16 protein-coding genes are annotated in these 22,142 nt (G+C 32.6%); 2 read left to right on the top strand and 14 right to left on the bottom strand.

Going from position 1 to position 22,142, the window contains the following annotated elements:
- Window positions 1-41 precede the first annotated feature (41 nt).
- Window positions 42-1,031: a 3-oxoacyl-[acyl-carrier-protein] synthase III C-terminal domain-containing protein gene (locus RCG20_RS12330; protein ID WP_308180445.1), complete on the bottom strand. Its 990-nt coding sequence runs from the start codon at window positions 1,029-1,031 to the stop codon at window positions 42-44.
- Window positions 1,032-1,145: 114 nt separating this feature from the next.
- On the bottom strand, window positions 1,146-1,496 hold the full coding sequence (locus RCG20_RS12325) for a hypothetical protein (RefSeq protein ID WP_308180444.1): 351 nt from the start codon (window positions 1,494-1,496) through the stop codon (window positions 1,146-1,148).
- Between the two features lie 430 nt (window positions 1,497-1,926).
- Between RCG20_RS12325 and RCG20_RS12320 the strand changes: the two genes are divergently transcribed.
- Together RCG20_RS12320 and RCG20_RS12315 are read left to right on the top strand one after the other, a co-directional pair.
- Window positions 1,927-2,106 carry a small acid-soluble spore protein H gene (locus RCG20_RS12320; RefSeq protein ID WP_308180443.1) on the top strand — a complete coding sequence of 60 codons (180 nt, stop codon included), beginning with the start codon at window positions 1,927-1,929 and terminating at the stop codon, window positions 2,104-2,106.
- A 975-nt stretch (window positions 2,107-3,081) separates the two neighbouring features.
- Complete coding sequence (locus RCG20_RS12315; protein WP_308180442.1) at window positions 3,082-3,282, top strand: hypothetical protein; 201 nt, start codon at window positions 3,082-3,084, stop codon at window positions 3,280-3,282.
- On the opposite strand, the gene RCG20_RS12310 is transcribed toward RCG20_RS12315, so the two are convergent.
- The 12 genes from RCG20_RS12310 to glmM form a co-directional block, all read right to left on the bottom strand.
- On the bottom strand, window positions 3,269-4,870 hold the full coding sequence (locus RCG20_RS12310; protein WP_308180441.1) for an Eco57I restriction-modification methylase domain-containing protein: 1,602 nt from the start codon (window positions 4,868-4,870) through the stop codon (window positions 3,269-3,271). The genes RCG20_RS12315 and RCG20_RS12310 overlap by 14 nt on opposite strands.
- On the bottom strand, window positions 4,871-5,488 hold the full coding sequence (locus RCG20_RS12305) for an HNH endonuclease (protein WP_308180440.1): 618 nt from the start codon (window positions 5,486-5,488) through the stop codon (window positions 4,871-4,873).
- Window positions 5,478-6,131, bottom strand: coding sequence for a hypothetical protein (locus tag RCG20_RS12300; protein ID WP_308180439.1), 654 nt, complete (start codon window positions 6,129-6,131; stop codon window positions 5,478-5,480). The genes RCG20_RS12305 and RCG20_RS12300 overlap by 11 nt, the downstream gene beginning before the upstream one ends.
- Window positions 6,124-8,667 (bottom strand): sensor histidine kinase, encoded by a 2,544-nt coding sequence (locus tag RCG20_RS12295; RefSeq protein WP_308180438.1) that lies wholly within the window; start codon window positions 8,665-8,667, stop codon window positions 6,124-6,126. The genes RCG20_RS12300 and RCG20_RS12295 overlap by 8 nt, the downstream gene beginning before the upstream one ends.
- 736 nt (window positions 8,668-9,403) lie before the next feature.
- Entirely contained in the window at window positions 9,404-10,891 is a 1,488-nt protein-coding gene (locus tag RCG20_RS12290; RefSeq protein ID WP_308180437.1) for a Tn7-like element transposition protein TnsE, read from the bottom strand.
- Window positions 10,848-12,821: a TnsD family Tn7-like transposition protein gene (locus RCG20_RS12285; protein ID WP_308180436.1), complete on the bottom strand. Its 1,974-nt coding sequence runs from the start codon at window positions 12,819-12,821 to the stop codon at window positions 10,848-10,850. The genes RCG20_RS12290 and RCG20_RS12285 overlap by 44 nt, the downstream gene beginning before the upstream one ends.
- A 12-nt stretch (window positions 12,822-12,833) precedes the next feature.
- Window positions 12,834-14,438, bottom strand: a complete 1,605-nt coding sequence (locus RCG20_RS12280; protein WP_308180435.1) for an ATP-binding protein — start codon at window positions 14,436-14,438, stop codon at window positions 12,834-12,836.
- Window positions 14,431-16,587, bottom strand: coding sequence for a Mu transposase C-terminal domain-containing protein (locus RCG20_RS12275; protein WP_308180434.1), 2,157 nt, complete (start codon window positions 16,585-16,587; stop codon window positions 14,431-14,433). Before RCG20_RS12275 ends, RCG20_RS12280 begins: the two co-directional genes overlap by 8 nt.
- Window positions 16,575-17,396: a TnsA endonuclease N-terminal domain-containing protein gene (locus RCG20_RS12270; RefSeq protein WP_308180433.1), complete on the bottom strand. Its 822-nt coding sequence runs from the start codon at window positions 17,394-17,396 to the stop codon at window positions 16,575-16,577. Before RCG20_RS12270 ends, RCG20_RS12275 begins: the two co-directional genes overlap by 13 nt.
- Before the next feature lie 20 nt (window positions 17,397-17,416).
- Window positions 17,417-18,361 carry a hypothetical protein gene (locus tag RCG20_RS12265; protein ID WP_308180431.1) on the bottom strand — a complete coding sequence of 315 codons (945 nt, stop codon included), beginning with the start codon at window positions 18,359-18,361 and terminating at the stop codon, window positions 17,417-17,419.
- Between the two features lie 158 nt (window positions 18,362-18,519).
- The gene (gene glmS / locus RCG20_RS12260) at window positions 18,520-20,322 is read right to left on the bottom strand and encodes a glutamine--fructose-6-phosphate transaminase (isomerizing) (protein ID WP_308180430.1); all 1,803 of its coding nucleotides are present in this window, start codon (window positions 20,320-20,322) and stop codon (window positions 18,520-18,522) included.
- A 459-nt stretch (window positions 20,323-20,781) separates the two neighbouring features.
- Entirely contained in the window at window positions 20,782-22,134 is a 1,353-nt protein-coding gene (glmM, locus tag RCG20_RS12255; protein ID WP_308180429.1) for a phosphoglucosamine mutase, read from the bottom strand.
- Window positions 22,135-22,142: the final 8 nt, after the last annotated feature.

Here is a 22,142-nt window from a genome sequence, read left to right as displayed (position 1 = left end):
ATAAAAACAAGAGAATGGGCTCTCTTGTTTTTATAAAAATGCTAGTATTTAAATAACATTGCAATAAGTTCATGTCCTCCTCCTACAGTCCAGAAAAGCACATAATCTCCACGTCTAATTTGACCTGATTCAATCCCTTCATATAAGGCAATAAACGGACTACTTGTCCCAGTATATCCATACTCATCTCCTACATATATGATTTTTTCACTCGGTATTTCAAAATGTTCTTGTACTTTTAAAATGTTAGAAAGGGCAAATTGGGATAAACAAAATCCGTTTATATCATCGATCTTTAAATGATTACGTTTTAAAAGTGTTTCAATCATTTCATACGTAGCTGGTAAGATCATGCTTCCATCAAAAGGTAGCCACTTAATTCCTTGTCCATCAATTTTTTCAGTTATAGACCTAGATAGTCCCATTTCAGGATATTGAATATTATTTCTATTATCAGAATCTATATCATAAATAGCATCGATAAAACCTGTATTATCATCTGCTGTGTTTTCTAAAATAACAGCAGATGATGCATCTCCAAAATTGGCAAAGCTAATTTCCTCATCAGGATTAGCAAGAAGAGAAAGATAGTCAGACCCTACAACTAACGCTCTCTTCATATAAGGATTTGAAGAGAGATAACGCGAAGCCATATCAACTGCAGTCGTCATTCCAGCACAATTTACATTCATGTCCAATGCAATTGCACTGTGCTTCCCACCAATTGCGTTATGTACATACATTACATTTGTCGGAAAGGTTTTTTCTGGAACTTGTGTGGAAAATATGATTAAATCAATATCTTCTCCTGCTAATTGAGCTTTCTTTAAGACACGTTTAGATGCTTCAATCGCCATTGTTATCGAATTTTCATGTTTATTATCAATAAAATATCGTTCTTTTCTTCCCATAAATTCTAAGAAACTAGTAATATCTCTTCCTTTTTTCTTAAAATATTCAATGTAATAATCATTGTTTTCACTTTTCTCTGGGTGGTAAATATCTACTGCTTTAATGCTAATGCTTGTCATGTTTTAATCTTTGCCTCCCATATTTTCTTAAATCACAAACTAATTTCAAAGCTGTTATTTTCAACAAAAAAAAAGTAAGATCCATAAAGAATCCTGCTTTTCTTGTTATGGCTATTAAACTTCAACGAATTCCAAATTGGTTAATCCAGTATTACGGCCAATACGACTTAATTGCATTTTAATAACTGGGCTCTTTTTAATTTCAATAACAACTTTATTAAATCCAGAGCTCTGGTACAAACGATAGCAATTTTCAAGGTCTGGAATCATGTCTTGTGTAACAACATCTAATTCCCGACAATCGCATTTTAAAATAAATTCTCCTGCTTTTATCGTTCCAACTTTACTTTGATAATCATTAACAAATTGTAGTGCTTTTTCTGGTGTAAATGTTCCACTAACTACCATATCAATCGTTTTTGTTGATGGGTTAACTTTAATAGAATAATAACCTTCTTTAGCCATAGTTTTACATCCCTTCAATCGTTTACGTATTTTGCAACATAACAACTATTACCATGGTAATTTTATCACTTAAAACCAATTTTATCAAAACTATGAAAATACTTCTTTTTTTATAAATCCCTGATTTACTGCCAATAAGAAGACTCCATTTTTTTCAAAAAAAATGGAACTTAGAAAAGTTCGATTATTTTTCACATTTAGTAAACCCGAAAGTGGAATATAAAAAATGCAAAAGAGCTACAAAAACATAGCTTCTCAATTATTTTACGAAAGCATCCTTACTGAAATAAAGAAGCCTTATTTAAGGCTATCGTTTAATAGCTATGGGAAAAGTCAACTTGAAACTGAAAGCAATTTCTATTCCGACAAGTATATCTAATCAATCTTGAACAAATAGTATAACTATTGAAATCAAAAGGAGGTGGCTATAATGAATGCACAACGAGCACAAGAAATTTCTTCTTCCCCAACAAGGGCAAACGTAACCTATAATGGGGAAAGTATTTACATTGAGCACGTGGATAAACAAAATGGAACAGCTACAATCCATTCACTTAATGAACCAAATAATAAACAAAGTGTTTCTGTAACAAACTTAAATGAACAGTAACTTATTAATTAATTTCTAATAATATTCCTTCATCTTAATATCGCAAATTAAAAGAATCCATTTTGAAAAAAGATTGATCAAAATGGATTCTCTTCATATTTAGCGAGAAAATTGTTTTATAAAAAAGGTTGATCATTTTAAATTACTTGTTAAACCATCACACCCTGTTAAAATGTAAAAAACAAAGTTCTTAATGACCCCCAATTTTTGAAATCAAATAAAAACGGTAAATGAATCCCTCTTTTTCTCCCCTGTTTTTTTCCTTTTTTCTACTTTTTTTTTTCAAAATGTTGATTTATTAGGATTTTTTCCGCTTTTTCTCTTTCACTTTTATTCTTTATTCCTTCTTTTCCTTTTCCAAATTTTCATAAAAAAACACGAGTGAAAACTGGAGCTATACTCCAATTTTTACTCGTGCTAGTGAACAGTTTTATTTTACTTTAAACGAATTTTTTTTCGATAATAACCCTTGTACATTTACAATAAAGTTGTTTGATTTGGAGTCAATGAACCTGCATTTCACTGCTTCAAATGTGAAGGGACATAAAATAAAGTTGTTTAATTTTCAGGACATTATCAATAAAAGTGTAAAGTGTAGTAACAATAAAGTTATTTAAATTCAAATATTATTCAGGTCTGAAAAAGTGTAAAGTTAGTTAGATTTACTTATATTGTGTAATGCAAAATAAAAGTACAGGGTGTAGCAAGAAAACAATACAGAGAGTGCAATCAAAAATACAGAATTATCATAGCACGATTTTGCATGGATAGGCTGGCACGATAGCCTGCATAGGCTCCATGTCAAATTAACTTAGGTTATGTACTTTTCCTTGTAAAACGGTACCCAAAGTTTTGTGATTTCATGTGTTTTTCCATGCAAAAAACTAATATTAAATTATTTCATTCATGCGTATACTAGCAATAGATCTTAATACAGACATACATAAAATTAATTTGTTGATGGAGGATAGAATAATGGATAATTTTAAACACACTGATATAAATAACAAATTGTTATATTTCGAGAAAATTTTCAAAAAAGAAGCTTCTATGGAATTTTTAATTGAACTTGAAAAAAATGGCGGTGGGCAAATTTCTATTTCACAGGTTTTAGACTTTCTAGAAAATAGAGGAGTGGAAATCAACGGTAGGAAAAAAGTCATTAATTCACCCTGAATTTCACAATTTTTTCTCTTAGCCTTCGTATTATCTCTAAAGTTTTGTGATCAATACCAAAATGGTTTATCAAAATAATTTCGTCGGTATATTGAAGAATCTCTTCAATAGATTTATTTCTATTAACTAAACTTTTCAATTTATTAAATTCCTTTTGGTTTATATCCAAGTAAGGTATCGCTATGTTTTTAAACTCATTCGGAGTAACCTCCAACACACCACCACCATAGTATCTTCCTTCTAATTCTAATAACAATAATGTTAGTGAATTATAAAAACTAAAAATTAGACTATTGATACTATAATCTTCAATCATTGAAATTCGATAACCTGTGTCAGTAATGTTCACTTTCATAGTATTTTTTATAAGTTTAGGCACTAGGTGAATTCTCTTGAAAAATATTCCTTCTGACGTCCAAATGGAGGGAACCTTATACCAGTCATTTCTCACTTTGCATTTATATCCAAGTTGGACTTTTGAGTCTATTCCCCTTTTTAAATAATCTTCTATTTCATATGGTATATCATCATCACTATTCATATTATTTAAATCCAATAAAAAACAAGGATTATTTGATACAACTAAAGCATTAAAGTCTTTCTTTGAAAATGTAAGGGAATTTTTAGTAAAAGCGCTTTTCTTTAAAATTGGTTTTACCCAGTCCCCCAAATTATATTTTCTGACCTGTTCTTGATTTAATATGAAGTAGCTATTGTTTCCAGTAACTATACCTGCACTGCTTTTACAATACGTATCTATGGAATGAAAATCATTCTTTATTCTAATTAATAACTCAATTTCCTCATTTGACATTAAATACCAAAGCCATTTGTTTAAATATTTTTTTGGCTTTAATATATTCCTTTCGATTACTTCTAGTTGATCTGCAGTATTAGATAATAACTCATGAGTAATTGTTTTATTATTACTATTTTTAATCCCGAAGAAGACCACAACATCCTGCTCTATACCCTTAAATATCTGATTATCGAATGACATAATATGAAATTCATTAAATTCTCGGAAAAGGAATTTTCTTATCGGCTCTGCATATTTAACTTGCAGCAATTCAGCAGGCAATATTAGACATAAAACTCCATTAGAAGACAACAACTTTGAACAACCAACAACAAATGGCATCCAAATGTTATATATTGTATTAACATCAAGATCAATCTTTTTTAAGATAGTTTTTGATAAATCTATTTGCCTATCCGAAAGGAATTTTTTGTGGATATAGGGTGGATTACCTAATATTAAATTAAACTTTTTTTTGCTATGAAGTACAAAATCTAAAAAATCCATAGCATTAAATGACGTCTTAATTTGATTCTCAGAAAAGTTTTTTTTATATTTCTTTGTTTTTTCCAATTCTATGTGATTTTTTTCTACAACACATATTGAACTTTCCTTCCTAGATAGGAAATCATCATTACCTAGTAGTTCTTTCAAGAAAACTCCATCTCCGCAACTAGGTTCTAATATACTTAGATTCCTCTTTTGTGCATAATTCAAGGCTTTTTCAACTAATAATTTAGCCAATATTCTAGGTGTATAATAAGATCCATTTACTTTATTTTCTTCCATTTAATTAATTTCCATTTCAAAATGTTCTTCTAAATATCCTAATAGTTCTTTAATGCTCTCTAACCTAGAGTCAGAGGTTTCTTCATTAATGGCTTTCTTACTTAGCGATATTAATTCTTCGATCTTCCATACAGTTTGATGCTTTCTCAAATATAACTTTAATTCCTTAAATATGTATGCAGCAGTTTTCAACTTTTCTTTTGGATATATAGCTCCCTTTTCATCTCTGTAAAACAAAGAATCATAAAGCTCACTACATGGATTTATAAACCCTTCTTCATTTAAAAATGGTATATCAGGATGCTCAGACGGCCATTTATCACTTTTACTTCCATTACATGAAGGACAGGAGTACACAAGGTTACTATAATCATTTAATAAATTTAAATGTGTAGGAAATTTATTTATAATGAATTGTGGTATAAAATGATCTATATGATAGTCTTTCTTTACAATTCCAAAAGGTGAATCACAATAACCACACCTACCATTAAAATCTTCCTTTAAAAAACTTCGATATTTTTTATAATTACTATCTGCATCGTATTCGACTACTCTTTTTATAGGTGTTGCATTTCTGAATTTTAGTTTTACTGGGGTGTTTATATCAACAACCATTCTTATCACTCTTTACAATAAAATCACTAAAAATATCCAATAGTTCTTGAAGTTTTTCATCGTTATTCTTGAGTATTAATGGTGTATGATGTCGTCCAGTCATGCTCTTTTCGATTAAATGATCTTGTTGCAATAATCGGTCTCTCTCGTCATTAGTTAAATTTGGCTTTATCCTAAGTTCATAAATTTCATCCTCAGCTGCTTTTAATCGCTCCTTATAGTGTTCTATTTGTTTTATGATTTTTCTATTAATAGAATCAACCACATCGCCTTTTTCATCTTCAATATATTTTTCCTTTTTGTAAACTTTGTTTACGTCAGTGTACTTTTTAGACTCAGCATCAAGATCATATGATGTTAAAATAAAAACAGGAAAAAAATGTATAATACTTTCTATTTCTAATGCGATATCTGTACCTTCATAATTAATATCAGTGTTTGTAGATTTCAGCTTATGATCAATTACTATTGCATCAAATTTTTGTTCATATATTACATCCACTAAATCTTGAAGGGTCAAGTAATCAAATTCAACGGGAATAATCTCTAGAACAGACTTAGAATCAGTGTTGACCCTACCTAGCCTTTCTGAAATCATGGTTTGCATCATTAAATCGTCTTCAATAAGTCCTATTCTATACATTTGTGATTTTTACTCCTTCATCTTTTCTCAATGGAAATTTGAATAATAAGGAAAATCCCTTTACACTATCCAAGACTTCAACTGTTCCTTTATATTCTTGGACTGTTGTTTTGACTATCCATAGACCTAGACCTGTACCATCTTCTGTCCTAGTAGTAAAAAAAGGATCAAATATTTCATTTTTATCCTTTACTAAACTCGAAAGACCTGGTCCAGTGTCACTAAAGATTAATTCAAGATAATCTGCTCCACCTTCTATACTTGTGTTAGCCCTCAAGTTGATATTAATTACTCGCTCACCGGTATGTTCTTTTGATTGAAATGCAATGAAAGAATTAATTATTAGGTTATTAATGATACTTTCAATATCAATAATAAATGCATTCCACTCAATAATCATGTTATCTAATTTATTTAAGTTTATCGTAATTTTCTTTTCAGATAGGGAAGGGTACCATGTATTAAGAATTTTATCTATAACTTCATAAATGTTAATTTTCTTTCGTCTTCTTTTATCCTTTGAAACTATATTAAGAGCAACATCTAGCCATCCTTTTAATACCTTATCCTTTTCTATCATTAGATCTATAAACTTGTAAGCATCCTTAAATTCATACTCGTCTTTTTTATTTGCGATGTTGTTTAAAAGTGATTTCAAATGTTGGTTTCGAGTCACTAATGGTGAACTAATTGTCTTTATTTCGTGAGATAAAGAAGTAAGGGCAATACCCGTTCCTGCTAAAGCTTTTATCAATTTCAACTGCAACTCTTTTTCTTCAACAACTTCATCATACGTTAATACGGTTTTTGCCAAAATTAAATTTTCTTGTTCTAGTTTATCAAGTCTTTTTTCTTTCTGTATTGGACTTTCTTCTTTCTTTGTTTCACTCTTTTTCTTTTGAGTCTTTACTGTTTCTTGTGCAATTTTTTTACCTTCATTTTTAATACTCTCTTTTTCACTTTTTTCATCATAAACCTTTTTAATAGAACGCATAATTTTTTGACGATCTTTTTCAAATAAATTTATCATTTGGATAATTATCTCTTGGAAAATTTCGAATAACTCTGTTTCTTGAAGACCTTCACGACTAGACTTATCTTCAAAAACATTATGCTCTCTTGATATAAAAATACTTCCAGAAATTTGATTTGGTCTAATTCTCCATGCACCATCCTCTTTCCCGATACCTGCTGGACTTTTCTGAACCCTCTCAGATAATTTCAACCAATCAAAAGCAGATGATTTAGGATCACCATATGGTCTCACTCTAAAATAATCTCTGAAAATTTTTATTCCACCATATCTATCTAACCAATTCTTACGTTTACTTGGATTAAATTTTCTATACTTAAATATTTCATCTTTAGTTGATCCAAAATCCCTTTTTAAATAACAAAAAGTAAAACTAAAATTCTTCAAAGGTGACAAATCATAGTCTTTATATTTTGGAACAAGTTCTTTAATTTTATATAATTGTTCAAACTTTCTTGCTAGAAGCGTTTCCTTATTATATGGAAAGGTATTAAAGTCAGGTAAAGAAAAAACGTCTTGATCAAGCTGGTCTAAATCCAACTCGTCTCTATTCATTATTATTTTGACATTTTGCTCCTCATCCACAGTAATTTCTACTTTATAATCAAAATCTTCACATGCAGATGCCTGAACAGATCCATACATTCTTGAGCTCTTAGAGACAAAAAGAAATATGTCAAATACACTTTCTTCCTTTGGTGGAATTAGAGAATCAAGACCTGCAAAAAGATTTTTTATACTTTTCTCATTCCAATTATCTCTAAGGCCTTTAATTTTGAAATAGGTTCCTTTTTTAAATCTTTCAAAGTCTAACCCTTCCAGTTGTTCATCATCATACTCTGAAAGATCAATTTTATTAAAAACCTCTTCTTTTATCTTTGGATGAAATTCTTCCTGATTTATTTCGCTTATATCTGCATAAACTTCACCAATTACTGTGTCTTCTCTCTCAAATTCTTCCCAACTAACATTCCATTTATATCCATTTTTGTTTGTTTTTTCTAAGGTTCTCATTTCACAAGAACTACCTAATCTATCTAAAGCGAATCTTCCTATTCCTTTGGCGCCTGTTTTAATTCTTCCTTTATCACTAATATAATTTAATGATTTATTATCAGTGCCAATAGTCATCCAGGCATTATTTATAGTTTCTAAATTCATACCCGAACCATTATCTACTATATATATTGAATTTAAGCCGATAAAAAAAGCTAATAGTTCTTTATTTTTAGAATAATTTTCGTTCAAATAATATTTTTCATTTATTTTTGAATACGCACTATCTAATCCAATAAATAAGTGAAAAAATTCATTGTATTCTTTATTAGACAATTCTGCTGGAATATCAGTATATCGATTATCTATGTATAGAACGCAATAATTTGCATCTGCATCGTAAGAATTTTTAACTAATTCAATAATTGCCCCTTCTGCATTACTTACATTTTCCCTACCAATCAATCTAGCAGCACGTGCCGACACTTTAAAAGGTAATTTGACCATATATTTACCCCCCTACCATTTTTTATTATATTATAACGCTTCATAATTGGTTTTAGTTATATATACACATAACAAATTACAAATTTCATAAAAAATAAAGGTAACAGCATCTAATTATACAGTGATTATTACATTTTTCGACAATATATATATTTAATTCCATAATTATAAAAAATTGTAGTATCTATGAACTAAAATGTCTCCGAACATTGGACACAATGTGAAAAGTCCTTTATTCTGGGTTTTCCGTGTGCAGAGACTAGAAACCCACTTATTATCAAATCAAAGAAATGAGCGGGGGATTTACAGTGAGTAAAATTATTATTAAACAATTTCAAATGAAACTTCTAGAGAACAACCCAAATGTGCAGGGTCTCAAAGTAAAAGATAAAAGAAAACCAGGATGGGAAAATCTTTAATTGAATCCATATGCAAACATCTCACTTGCAATAAAATGCCTCTATAACAATTTCTCAGAAACTTAACAATATTTGAATTACTATATATGTTTTTACTTTTATCTAATTCCAGGCTACCAAACTCAGCCAATTACTTAGTGATAATTCCAGAATTAAATGCTAGTTGCTCTTAAGAATAATTATACTAATTAGTTGAAAATTGAATTCACCTATTCTATAAGCTTTGGATGTTCGATCGGTATATCGTCATCAAACGGTTATTCTAGACACCATTTTATTGAATAATTTGTTGTCCTAAGTACAAAGGAGAAAATCATTTATTTATACAAGGATCTTTTTATTCTAGTTGACCATTCCTCTGGTGACTCTTGAAGATGCTTTAGGCGCTCATACTTATACTTATAAAGGAATGATTGACTCCAGCTACCACTTGCAAAAACTAAGTTATGTAATAAGTTTCGTATTGTGCTTTCATCTTCGCTTAATGTTTCACTTGAAGATACTATTAATGTTGATAATGACCGGTTATCTGGTAAAACAACTTCAAGAATATAATTTGTTTTTCTACCACTAATTATTTTTGCAATTGCACATATTCGCCTTCTACCGTCTGGAAGATAAGAAAATTTTCTCCCTAAGGGAAGAAAAATAAAGTTAACGGACACACTTTTAACTCTTTTATTTAGGCAATTTAACATTACTAAAAATTTCTCAAGACCATAATTCATATATGTATCGGCAATTTCTAGAGTCTTTAACTCAATTGGTTTAATCGTTCCACCAAAAAAGGCTTCATCGACAGCAACCGTCATCTGCTGTGTTCCTCCACCTTGACCAATATTAGATATATAATCATCACCTTGATTCACTTTTTGTTCATAATTTGCTATTCTATTGACTGTAGGTGAATGACGGAAAGCCATCTGAGTTGGATCAGCCTCTATTACCATTTGATTTGTATCTTCTCTCGATCGCTCTCCGTCATTTTCATTTAACTCGAATTCCTCTTCTTTATTACTGTTTGAAACCCTCTTTTTTCTTTTTTCAGGGGAATAAATTCTTTTCTTGATTGATTTATGATGTAATTCAAGTTCTCTAAATGGTGGATCAGCAATATCTGACCCAATCCACTCTAAAATAAGTACCTCATTGTTTTGTATAACCCCTCTTACAGTTAATTGGAAATTAAATATTTTTGGAATTACCACTTCAATTGGTATTCCTCTTGAATTAGTTGCTTTCGTCAACACTCCATATAAATTACTTTGAACAGACGAATAGGACCTTTTCATTTCAGGATGCAGAAAGATCCAACCGAAGTATCGAACAAAATCATCTGACATAATTGAATTCGGTACTTCATCTGAAAAATCAATTGTTGCAAGCTGATCCTTATTCATCGATACTCTATTTACTAGAAAATCTAATCCATTCGGGCGAAATAGTGCATTTGACATTGTCTTATTGACTGCAAACAGCGCGCGTACTATTTCTGTTTGTGGAATGTGATAAATTGTTTCGTCTGTTTTAAAGGACCACATATTTTGTATCATTAATTCCGGTTTCTTGTGAAGAAAATAATTAAAATTTCGACAAACGTCTATCGCTTTAGAAGTGGTTCCATTTTTAAAATTGCTGACTATTACATCAAATAGAGTGCCAACTTTTTGTGTTAATAGAGGCACACCATCTTGATAGGGCACACCTATTTTTAATATTGGTAACACACCAATGGGCAAATCAATGATTTCACAATTTCCTTTACATATAAAGCCAGTCTGTATGAACCATTGATTGCTCTTCAATTTGACATTGCCAAGCCAATGGAGTGTCGCTATTTCTTTCAAAAATGGCCATGGTCTGATTCTCAGTATTTTGAACACCTTCTTTATATTTTAATATTTCTTCCTCCATGTATATAAAGACCTGTGGATTCACATTTTCTTTTATTCCCGCCTTCCTTTTAACTCTCCACATCACTACCTCTTGACCACTATCATTTATTTTTTGGCAAGCCCAAATAATTCTCCGAATTTGAAATTCCTCACGAGACTCAATGTTACTTTCTAAGTATTGTTTGGTTCTTGGCATTTTGTGTAAATGTTTTTCAAGAAGTGCTAAACATCCAATTTCTTTTCCGATCCTGCTCCTATTTATAAATGTGGGCTTTTCGATTGATTTCAGGTAAATAAATGCTTCCTTCATATCATGAAGCACTTTGTTATCCCTTTCCGACCAGTCTATTCTTTTTGAAATGTTAGTATTTATTTTTTGCTTTGGAGAATTATTTTTGAACCATTCTAAATTATTTCTGTAATGCCACATGTACAATGCAGGAGCTATTTCACGTAAAGTCGTAACTGTGTGCTCTGGATACATCTTCAATAGCAAAAGCCAATCAATTTGTTTTAATTGAGCTATTTCAACTTTATTTATGTTTGATTGATTTTCTTCAAATAAAATTTTTTTAGAGTACTTTTTAACCGTACCAATATCACATTTCATTTCTTTTGCAGCTGCGTACCAACTTTTATTCTCATGATGAACCAATTGCTTCAATTTATCTTCCCATACATGACCAAACTTTTTAATTCGTCCAAATTTGAATGCATCTTCTTGATATTTATCAGGTCCCCTTCTTGAATATACAAAACCGCAAGAACAACTGAAGGTTCCAACAGGACGTTTAGTATCATTACACAAACTAATTTGCATATCAGATATGACCCTTTCTTTATAATGTAATGCAGCTGGATTTAAACAATGGTAAGGTGCTTTACCAAATGGTTGATATTCTATCTCCGAGAATTTATTTTGGTTTTCCAGCGAAGTAGTAAGGAAATGGATAAACAATATATGACGTATTGGATGAAAAGTTTTCCTATGCTTGCGTGTAATATTTTTCAACCAACAAGATGGATTTTCATAACTGACTGAAGACTGTACGATATTTAATAGTACTTCACCATAAAACAATTTAAATTGCTCCGCTAAGTTCCGTTGGTTAATCGTACCATTGGCATTTGCTAATCCATTTTGTATAAGTAAACTTTTATACGATCTGTGAATATTTTTAAATTCGAGTGAAAAGTCTTTCAAAATTAGAGAACTACTCTGTTCAACAATCATTTTTAAAAATGTTGTTATTCTCTCTGTATGAGGATTAATTTCATTAGATAATAAACAATTTTCTCCAGAAGCTGCAAAAAACTCATGTTTTTTTCCGTTTCTGAATTCTACGGTTGAGTTAAACAGGTACTCACCATGCTTTGAACATATATGAACTCCTGGTATTTGTTGCGAAACATGCCAATATGGTTCACCTTTACTTTGAGTGTCTTCTCGTATACAAGAAGGACAAAATCGGAAATAGCCCCATTCTTTTACAGAACTAGCAGCTACACCTGTCATTAAATAAACAGTACTTAATCGATTTCCAATTTTCATTAATTCTAAAATCGAATCAGTGATATGTTTTGGTTGAAATGCTGTATAGTAACGAAAAAGGGTATGCTCTTTTATTAATTGATCTATTGATGGAATATCAAAGTGCTTTATGCGTCCATAAACTTCATTTAAATGAGTAGGTAGATCGGGAATCGCTATAGCGTTTGTTGTCCCAAATAAGTCTTTCATTGTCTGTTTGGGACTAATATTTGCAGAATGAACATGATAGCGAGCAAACCAGCTGTACAACAGTTCATCTTCATAGAGTTTAGGAAAGTACGCAAGCAACTGGTTTCCTCCTTATATTGCAAAGTCATCCTGTGGCAGTTTAATATATCCAGTTTCTTTTAATGCTTCATATGCTGACTTTTGTTCTTTTTTGCCTTTGTCTATTACTAATTTTAATTTATTTTCATGTTCCTTAGTTCTGTTTCTCTTCTTTTTATTCTTCTCTTCAGCTAGTAATTGCATTGCTCTAGCAACAATTTCAACTTCTGAACTTTGAGGTAATTCATTTATTGCTTTAGTTGTGAACTTCTCAGCAAGTAATGAGTCTACATCAAAGTTGATAAGTGTTAACATAATCTTCTCTACTAAAGATGCTCTAACTTCTTTTTTCTGTTCAGCTATAAGTGCCTTTTTCTTTTGAATAGAAGCACGTAAATCAATCTTAGACTGATGATGTTGTAAATATTCAGCAATATCCATAGGCATTATATCTTCATACTTCTCAAGCTCTGATAGTCTTCCATCTTTTAATGCCTTTAACATTGGTTGTACTAATTTCAAATCATCTTTAGCAACTTTTTTAATTAAAGCTGGAGTAATCGTTTCTTGCCCAGTTTCAATTGCTCTTCCTTGCGATAATGCAAAAAGCTTTACAGCTATATCTACAATTCCTTGACTCTCCTCGTAAATGGTTTGGTTCAACTCTTCAGTTAAATCCACTTTATTTTGAAGCCATTGATAATCCCAAATACTTTCTATCAGTAAATCCCAATCATCGTCCTTTTGCATTTGTTGCCAGACCATATCTCCCTGACCACTACCTCTTCTTGCTTGCCTAAAATCTTTCTGCAGAACACTTTTGGCTCTCATTGTCCCGATCATCATTACAGGTACACCAATTTCATTTACCAATGTCACAAAAAAGTTCATCATCTTCTCAGAGTTATTATCGCGCGAAGCCAATAAATGCTGAATTTCGTCTATAATTAAAGCCCCTACGCAATGTAATCTAGCTACTTGTCCCATTCTTGTTACCATAGCGCTAATTGAATTTCTCTTGCTACCGAACTTCTCTAAGTAATTGGTTCCTAAGAGTTGGTCCATTTTTAAAAAGAAATCCATGCATAGTGACTTTAATGACCCATCATGTGGACAATTTAACTTCAACCAAACTACTTGAGTAATATTTAGGGGATGCTTGTGTATAATTAATTGCGGATAAAGTGACAAAACACGCTCGATTGCTGTCGTTTTACCGATTCCAGAAAAGCCCATTAAAGTCATACTAGATGCGGTAGACCTAATATCATTTTTTGTTTCCAATCCATTCAGATGATTATGTCCACTTGAAAGGTTAGCAGTAAAATTTGGAGATAAAGGATTTCTGCTTATATATCCATGCCTAATCAATCTTGAAAAGCGTTGCTCTAAATCTAAATGCTGCATAACTGGTTGAAAAAAACGATTCAATCTTAATATTGCATGATAGCGAATATGAGTTGGTAACGTTTTCTCTTGTTGATCAAATTCAGGGAAATAACTGAGCCCATTAAATGCTTCTTCTGGAGATAATATATTCGGCAGAGCTTCAATCAAAGGGTTTCCTTTAAAATCAATTATTTGCTGTACCTTATAATTAGCTACTTCCGCATTTTGCAAATGGAGTTTACTACTCATCCTCTCTCTCCTTTCTCTTTTTCATAAAATCTCTTACACTTGGTCTTGAATAATCTGGCTCAATTTCTTGCTTTGATTTGAAAGGAACTATTTGAGTCTCCTGATTAATACTACTATCATTATTAAAAATGAAGGATTCTTCTTTCCTCTGAGCTTGTTTTTCAGTTCTTCTATATTCTTTAATTGAACCTACTCTTTCAGCTTTGCTTAAATTTCTATCTTTCACTTCTTCTTTCTTCTTTTTCGCATTTTTAACTATTGCCTCAACTTCTGATAAATAGTCTACTTCCTTTTGCAATTGTAAATGACTAACACTTTCAAATGTTTGCTTTTCATTTTGCAGTAGAATAGTTACTTCATCTAAACTTGTATTTTCGAACCTTTTAGATGGTTCAAGCAAATGACATTTCTCGTAATTATTATTTCTATCATCAATCAAATAAGCGATAGACATATTTCGCGGATCATACGAAATATCAACTTTCCAAGCACCTTTTTGTCTTGCCTTTTCAAACCACGATTCTTTAATTGCTCGTTCACAACTGTAGAGAATTCCTTTAAGACGAATACCCTTATGGGTAACTGTTGCTTTATCTTTAGGCATCAAGTTAATTTTCACTAGTTCTTCGGGAAAGTATTTTAGCTTACCCGTTCTATTGAGAATCCCCCAATTCCACAATTCTAATGGTATCGGCATTACTTCGTCATTCACTAAATCCTCATCCCGAATGTAGTCCTTCAAGTAATGTTTTTGATTATAATGAAGAATTTGTCTTAGTATGATTTTTGTAAATTCATCCAAAGTTAATACTGCATCTAATCGATAATCTTTTGCCCCACGCTCTTGGAAATCTGTATCTATATATCCAGGGAGTAGAGGCTTTACTCTTTTCTGAATTAAATCGAAATGCTTTTCAACAATGCCTTTCCAATCAGCTCGATATGGTGCTGCATTTTCTACATGCAGATTAAAAGATTCCACTAATCGATCTACATTAAACCCTTCAAACTCCCCTCTATCTGCTAGTAATATCTCTGGTAAGTGCTCGGATGGCCATTGTTCTTTTGAAATTTCAATATCATACTCAGCACAAAATCTCACTTTATCTGTTACGGTATTAGATATGGCCATCATTGCTCCTAACCAAGAGGGGCCTTCTAAACCAATATAGATCCCTACAACCATCCTACTGAATACATCAATTACTAAATAGATAATTGGTCGACCAATGATCCAATTTCGATTATATTTAGATACCAAATACACATCACCGACTGTTGCATCAATTTGATAACGTGATCCAGGTCCAACCACCTCTGATAGTGAATTGTTTAATACTGCACGATGATCTTTATTAAATTTCTTTCTTCCTTTACGAGCAATTATTGATTCAGTAACTGTATATTCTTTTTCATACCAATATCGAAATTGGCGTATATTTGGGATGTTCTCTTGTTTTTCGATGATTACCTTTTCAATACCATTTTCAAAATAAATATCTTTAGCATAAAATTCTTTCACCATCATATTGTACGCATCGGTCAATCGGTTTTTCTTAGACGTCAAGTAGTATTTTTCAAGAGCAACCCTAAATATCTGTTTTGTCTTTTCATCAACATTTACTTTTGTAGTTAAATATTTGGAAGGTCTACCTCTCTTTATTTCTCCTGCTTCTCTTTCTTTACCTCTTGCTCCAGAGTTCTGATAGTCAGGTAAAAGGGCATTAATCGTTTTACCCCTTTGCCAATACTTCCTTAAATATTTACGCACAGCAGGATACGATACTCCGTATTTTTCCATCGCTTTTTTGGTGTAATCGGTTCTTGTACTTTTTTCAAATATATTTGGTTCGTCTACTACCATCTCTTTAATTACTTCCCATGCACGATTACGAGCATCCAAATGCTTTTGTGAGTATTTTTTGTCACTATTAACTGCATAAAGATCTTCTTTAATTTTCATTATATTGCCTGTTAGTACATCTTCTTCCATTTGTGAAATAAGCCGTTTTATTGGGAGAGCTTTTTCATCATTTAAGTCAATGATATAAGCAATTTTATTTCCTTCATCAATCCACAAGATGCGGTAACTCTTATTATCTTGAACTTCATTTAAAATCTCATTAATATAAAAGTTCAAGTAGCCCACCTCTTTTCATTTTGACCTACCTCTAATACTTCTATAGTTGATAGGTCTCCTGTTAAATGAAATTTTTTGTATAAATTAATTTTAATTAGTTTATTAGCTATAGCATGACGAAAAAGTGTTAACGCAGTCCCTCCTTCAAGACTATACTGTTCATCAAATTGATTAAGGTGATTTAGAATCGAACCATTTTTCTCCTTGAGTTCATTTAGCAATAAGTCTAAAAAAGGTAGTTCTTCAAAATCAAAAAGTTCAAACGAAGATCTCATCCATTTTAAGTTATCAATTACTTCTTTATGTAGTTCTTTTTCAGTTACAATTCCCCAATCAACACCTTGTTCTTCCCAGTAAACTCTCTCTATTTCAAATTTTCCGATAACTGAAGATTTATTTAGCTCATTCTCCATTTTAATTGTCCTAGCAATATTTATTATTTCTTTTCCCCTTCGACATGTGATTAGGAAATCTGTCGTCATCACAATCGGTGTTTGAGTTGCACTATATAAAGGATGTCTCCTGTTTAATTTATCGGCTATTTTAGTAGTAATTTCCCTATTTAACGGATACTGCTCTCTTATATCAATAACATCTTCAGACCAATCAAGTAGACAAAAGTATGCATATTCCTTATCAGATAATAGGTGATGATCACGTTTAGTTTTCCATCCCTTATCACGATGTGCTCTTCCATCTGAAGGAACATCCTGAATCGTTAACCATGGCATGTAACTCCCTAATTCTCCTTGTCCACGCCCCTCTTTATAATAACGAGCAATTTTTGTTTCAGTCCAACCAGTTTGACGTTTAGCCACAACATCACCTCATTAATTAGTTATAATATTTTTAAAGCGTTTATTAAGTCTGTCTGCAACTTTACATATTTAATAAAACTAACAAATAACAGCATAGTTTCTGTTTCATCTTTTAGTACATCCGTAGGATGACTTACTTCATTTCTAAGAAGTCTTAGATATTGATAAAACGTATTCCTTGCCGATTCATCGATAATACCGGTGATAGTTGAGTCTAATTGAATTCCTTTAAAATATTCTTCGAATTGCGCATATTTATATGATATCTGCCATTTTTTATTTACATCTTTCTCAAGTTCTACAGAAAAATTATATTTAATTTTAAACTTTTGATTCGATTGTAAGTTGGAATCATGCTTTTTTAGATAGATTTTAAAAGCCTCTAGCAAATCTAATACAATCTTTTCAGCTGCTAATCCAACCATAATTGTTGATGCTTGATAACAACCCGCATTAAAACATCTTAGTGCCTCAGTCAAGTAATGCTGTACCCACTGATCAATATTACTAATACTTTGTACCTGCCCTAAATATCCATCAGAATCATATGGTAGAGTAGCTCTCTCTTTTAAACAAGCATGTCCATGATCTGTTACATGGAAAGCTGGTAAGATCGTTGCCTCTCCATATACCCCTGGAGAAATTATATTTTGATTTAGTAACAGCGCAAATGCTTCAAACAAAGATTCAATTTCTTTTCGTTTAAAGTTAGTATTACTGTTTTCGAATAAATTTCCACCAGAAACTCCCCATGCTATTCGCGGCAATTTGATATTTTCTATTAGGAGACCTTTATTTATCGCTAATGCTTCAGTTAATCTAAATAAGTTATACTGCGATCCTGAATAACCATATGTTTTAAAAATATGACCTTGAGGATCAAGTTTCACATCTTCAGTAGACAAAGCTTCTAGCATTAAATTCTTAATTACATATGTTGTTAGTGGCTTCCTTTTAGTATTCATCAATTTATCCCTCCAAATATAAAAAACGCACTTGATTACATATATTGTAATCAAGTGCGTACTATTTTTAAACATCTTTATTGTAAATTAAACATCTTTATTTGTAATTAAACAACTTTATTTGTAATCAACAACCCTTTTAAAAATTGAAATCCATTTTACTCAACTGTAACTGATTTAGCCAAATTGCGTGGTTTATCAACGTCACAATCACGGTGTAGGGCAGCATAATATGCAAGTAATTGCATTGGAACGACTGAGATAAGTGGTGTTAATAAGTCATGGACTTCTGGAATGACGAAGGTATCATCGTCCATTTCTAGTCCCTTCATCGAGATGATGCACGGTTTTGCTCCACGGGCAACAACTTCTTTTACATTGCCGCGAATGCTCAAATTCACGCTTTCTTGCGTTGCTAGAGCAATAATCGGAGTACCTTCTTCAATTAAAGCGATCGTACCATGCTTTAACTCCCCACCAGCAAATCCCTCTGCTTGGATATAAGAAATTTCTTTTAATTTCAAGGCACCTTCTTGGCCAACATAATAGTCAATAGAACGACCAATAAAGAAGCAGTTACGAGTTACAGATAAGAACTCTCTTGAAATATGCTCAAGTTCCTCTTTCGAATCACATAAAACTTCCATTGCATTTGCAACAATCCCTAGTTCATGAATAAGGTCAAAGTCTACAGTGATATTACGGCTTTTTGCGGTAACATCTGCAAGAATAGCGATAACAGCAAGCTGCGCAGTATATGCTTTTGTTGAAGCAACAGCAATTTCGGGACCTGCATGTAATAATAATGTGTAATCTGCTTCACGTGAAAGAGTCGATCCCTGGACATTTGTAATCGTCATTGAACTGTGACCCATTTCTTTTATTTGGACAAGTACGGAACGGCTGTCGGCTGTCTCTCCACTCTGTGTGATGAAGATAAATAATGGCTTTTCAGAAAGAATCGGCATATTATAGCTAAATTCACTTGCCACATGAACCTCGACAGGAATTTTAGCCATTTTTTCAATAAACTGCTTACCAACAAGACCTGCGTGATAAGAAGTACCCGCAGCAATAATATAGATACGATCCGTTTCATTCATCGCCTTGATAATCTTAGGATCAATCGTTAAATTGCCCTGTTCATCTTGATACATTTGAATAATTTTACGAGTGACAAGCGGTTGCTCATCAATCTCTTTTAACATGTAATATGGGTATGTTCCCTTTTCAATGTCGCTTTCATCTAGCTCCGCTGTGTACGGTTTACGGTTGATTGTTTCCCCGTTTAAATTTTGGATAGTTACGTGATCTTTTGTTACAATGACAACTTCTTTGTCTATCAATTCAACAAATTGATTTGTTACTTGAAGCATTGCCATTGCGTCACTTGCTACAACATTAAAACTATCGCCTAAACCAACAAGTAATGGGCTTTTGTTTTTTGCCACATAAATCGTTTCATTATTTTGGCTATCTAAAAGCGCCAAGGCATAAGATCCTTTTAAAAGGGTTAACGTTTTGCGAAAGGCAACAAGTACTTCCTGACCGTCATTTACAAATAGTTCAATCAACTGAACGATTACTTCTGTGTCTGTTTCACTAACGAAAGTAACATCCTTTAAATATTCACGTTTCAAAAGTTCATAATTCTCAATAACTCCATTATGAACAAGTGTAAACCGGCCAGAGGTGCTTTGATGTGGATGGGCATTTTCTGTGCTCGGAACTCCGTGCGTAGCCCAACGAGTATGACCAATTCCAGTCTTAGCAAGAACATCTTCCTTAACAATGCTACGAAGATCAGCAATACGACCCTTTTCTTTAAAAACATGTACCCCATTTTCATTCATAACGGCAATACCTGCAGAATCATATCCTCTATATTCCAGCTTTTCTAAGCCTTTTAATAAAATTTCCTTCGAATCATCATTACCAATATATCCAACTATTCCACACATTTTTATATTCCTCCCTGATAAAGGGGGCAAGAAAGCTTTGGAGGCATAGCTCGCCCCCTTATCACTGTTTTTTTAAGGCCTCATTGCCTTAGTTTGCGCATTTTTCTTCTCTTTGTGCACAGAGTTACCTCTAATGTTTTAAAGAAGAACTTACGGTTGTGCGTCGCAACCGGGAGGTATCCGCCGAACATTCGATACTCCTCCTCCTCGTCAACTAATCTGACTACCACAGATTAGTTCAGGCGCTTTTAAATTCTGACTTTTTCCAACCCACCTTTCTACTTAAAATAAATGCTTTGTAGAAACAAAGCAGGTTAATCTTACAATATGGCTAAGATAATAGTCAACTATTTCCCAATAGGATGCAAATCCCCTAAAGGCATTTGTAAAGATTTAGCCATATGATAATAAAATATGCATAAGGGAATTGATCGGTTCCCTTATGCATATCTTTGAATTTTATTCTTCAGGTAAAGCCATTTCTTCTTGAACAACAGCCACAATTCTATTCACATATATTTCACAAAGTTCCTCAGAAGGAGCTTCTGCCATCACACGAACAAGAGGTTCAGTACCGGAAGGTCGTACTAAGATACGGCCGTTTCCAGCCATTTCAGTCTCAACCAGCTCAATTACTTCTTTTACTTTTTCATTATCCGTAACATGGTACTTATCTGTTACTCTGACATTCACAAGCTTTTGAGGGAATTTTTTCATTTCACTTGCAAGCTCAGACAAAGTCTTTTGAGTTATTTTCATTATATTCACCAATTGCAGTCCGGTTAGTAACCCGTCGCCTGTTGTATTATAGTCTAAGAAAATAATATGACCAGACTGTTCACCACCAAGGTTATAGCCGGTTTTCTTCATTTCTTCTACAACATAGCGGTCACCCACCGCTGTTTGGACACTTTGGATTCCATGAGTTTCAAGGCCTTTATAAAAGCCAAGATTACTCATGACGGTTGAGACAATCGTACCATGCTTAAGTCGTCCATGTTCTTTCATGAATTTACCGCAAATGTACATAATCTGGTCGCCATCGACGATATTTCCTTTTTCATCAATTGCTATTAAGCGATCCCCATCTCCATCAAACGAAAGGCCGACATCAGCCCCTTTTTCTTTAAGGAAGGCTGCAAGAGCTTCTGGATGAGTCGATCCAACACCAGCATTAATATTTAATCCGTTTGGTGATGCCCCCATTGTCGACAGATCAGCATCAAGGTCTGCAAATAAGTGTGTAGCAAGCGAAGAAGTGGCTCCATGTGCACAATCAAGAGCAATATGAATCCCTGAAAAATCCTCATCAACCGTTTGTTTTAAATATTGGATATATTTTTGTCCACCTTCAAAATAATCCATTACCAAGCCAAGTTCAGAACCAACTGGTCTTGGTAGTTGATCTTCAGCTAAGTCGATTAATTGCTCAATTTCAAGCTCCTGGTCATCGGATAGTTTAAATCCATCTGGCCCAAAAAATTTAATTCCATTATCAGCAACAGGATTATGTGATGCAGAGATCATTACCCCTGCTTGTGCTCCCATTACCTTTGTCAAATAAGAAACACCTGGAGTGGATATCACTCCTAATCGCATTACTTCAGCACCAATCGATAGCAAACCTGCAACAAGTGCTCCTTCAAGCATATGCCCCGAAATACGCGTGTCACGCCCAATGATTACCTTTGGCCGCTCTTTATCCTTTGTTAATACATATCCTCCAAAACGCCCCAATTTAAAAGCTAATTCAGGTGTTAGTTCACTATTTGCAACACCACGTACTCCATCGGTACCAAAATATTTACCCATTTTCAAAA

Origin of the sequence: Neobacillus sp. PS3-40, assembly GCF_030915485.1 — a bacterium.
Classification (GTDB): domain Bacteria; phylum Bacillota; class Bacilli; order Bacillales; family Cytobacillaceae; genus JAUZPL01.
Note: the sequence above shows the minus strand (reverse complement) of the source record. Positions and strands in the feature narration are given on the sequence as shown.

Bases quoted from the DNA above. Each gene is read 5' to 3' on its own strand.
- RCG20_RS12330 (WP_308180445.1), bottom strand. From the start codon at position 1,031: ATGACAAGCATTAGCATTAAAGCAGTAGATATTTACCACCCAGAGAAA.
- RCG20_RS12325 (WP_308180444.1), bottom strand. From the start codon at position 1,496: ATGGCTAAAGAAGGTTATTATTCTATTAAAGTTAACCCATCAACAAAA.
- RCG20_RS12320 (WP_308180443.1), top strand. From the start codon at position 1,927: ATGAATGCACAACGAGCACAAGAAATTTCTTCTTCCCCAACAAGGGCA.
- RCG20_RS12315 (WP_308180442.1), top strand. From the start codon at position 3,082: ATGGATAATTTTAAACACACTGATATAAATAACAAATTGTTATATTTC.
- RCG20_RS12310 (WP_308180441.1), bottom strand. From the start codon at position 4,870: ATGGAAGAAAATAAAGTAAATGGATCTTATTATACACCTAGAATATTG.
- RCG20_RS12305 (WP_308180440.1), bottom strand. From the start codon at position 5,488: ATGGTTGTTGATATAAACACCCCAGTAAAACTAAAATTCAGAAATGCA.
- RCG20_RS12300 (WP_308180439.1), bottom strand. From the start codon at position 6,131: ATGTATAGAATAGGACTTATTGAAGACGATTTAATGATGCAAACCATG.
- RCG20_RS12295 (WP_308180438.1), bottom strand. From the start codon at position 8,667: ATGGTCAAATTACCTTTTAAAGTGTCGGCACGTGCTGCTAGATTGATT.
- RCG20_RS12280 (WP_308180435.1), bottom strand. From the start codon at position 14,438: ATGAGTAGTAAACTCCATTTGCAAAATGCGGAAGTAGCTAATTATAAG.
- RCG20_RS12265 (WP_308180431.1), bottom strand. From the start codon at position 18,361: ATGAATACTAAAAGGAAGCCACTAACAACATATGTAATTAAGAATTTA.
- glmS (WP_308180430.1), bottom strand. From the start codon at position 20,322: ATGTGTGGAATAGTTGGATATATTGGTAATGATGATTCGAAGGAAATT.
- glmM (WP_308180429.1), bottom strand. From the start codon at position 22,134: ATGGGTAAATATTTTGGTACCGATGGAGTACGTGGTGTTGCAAATAGT.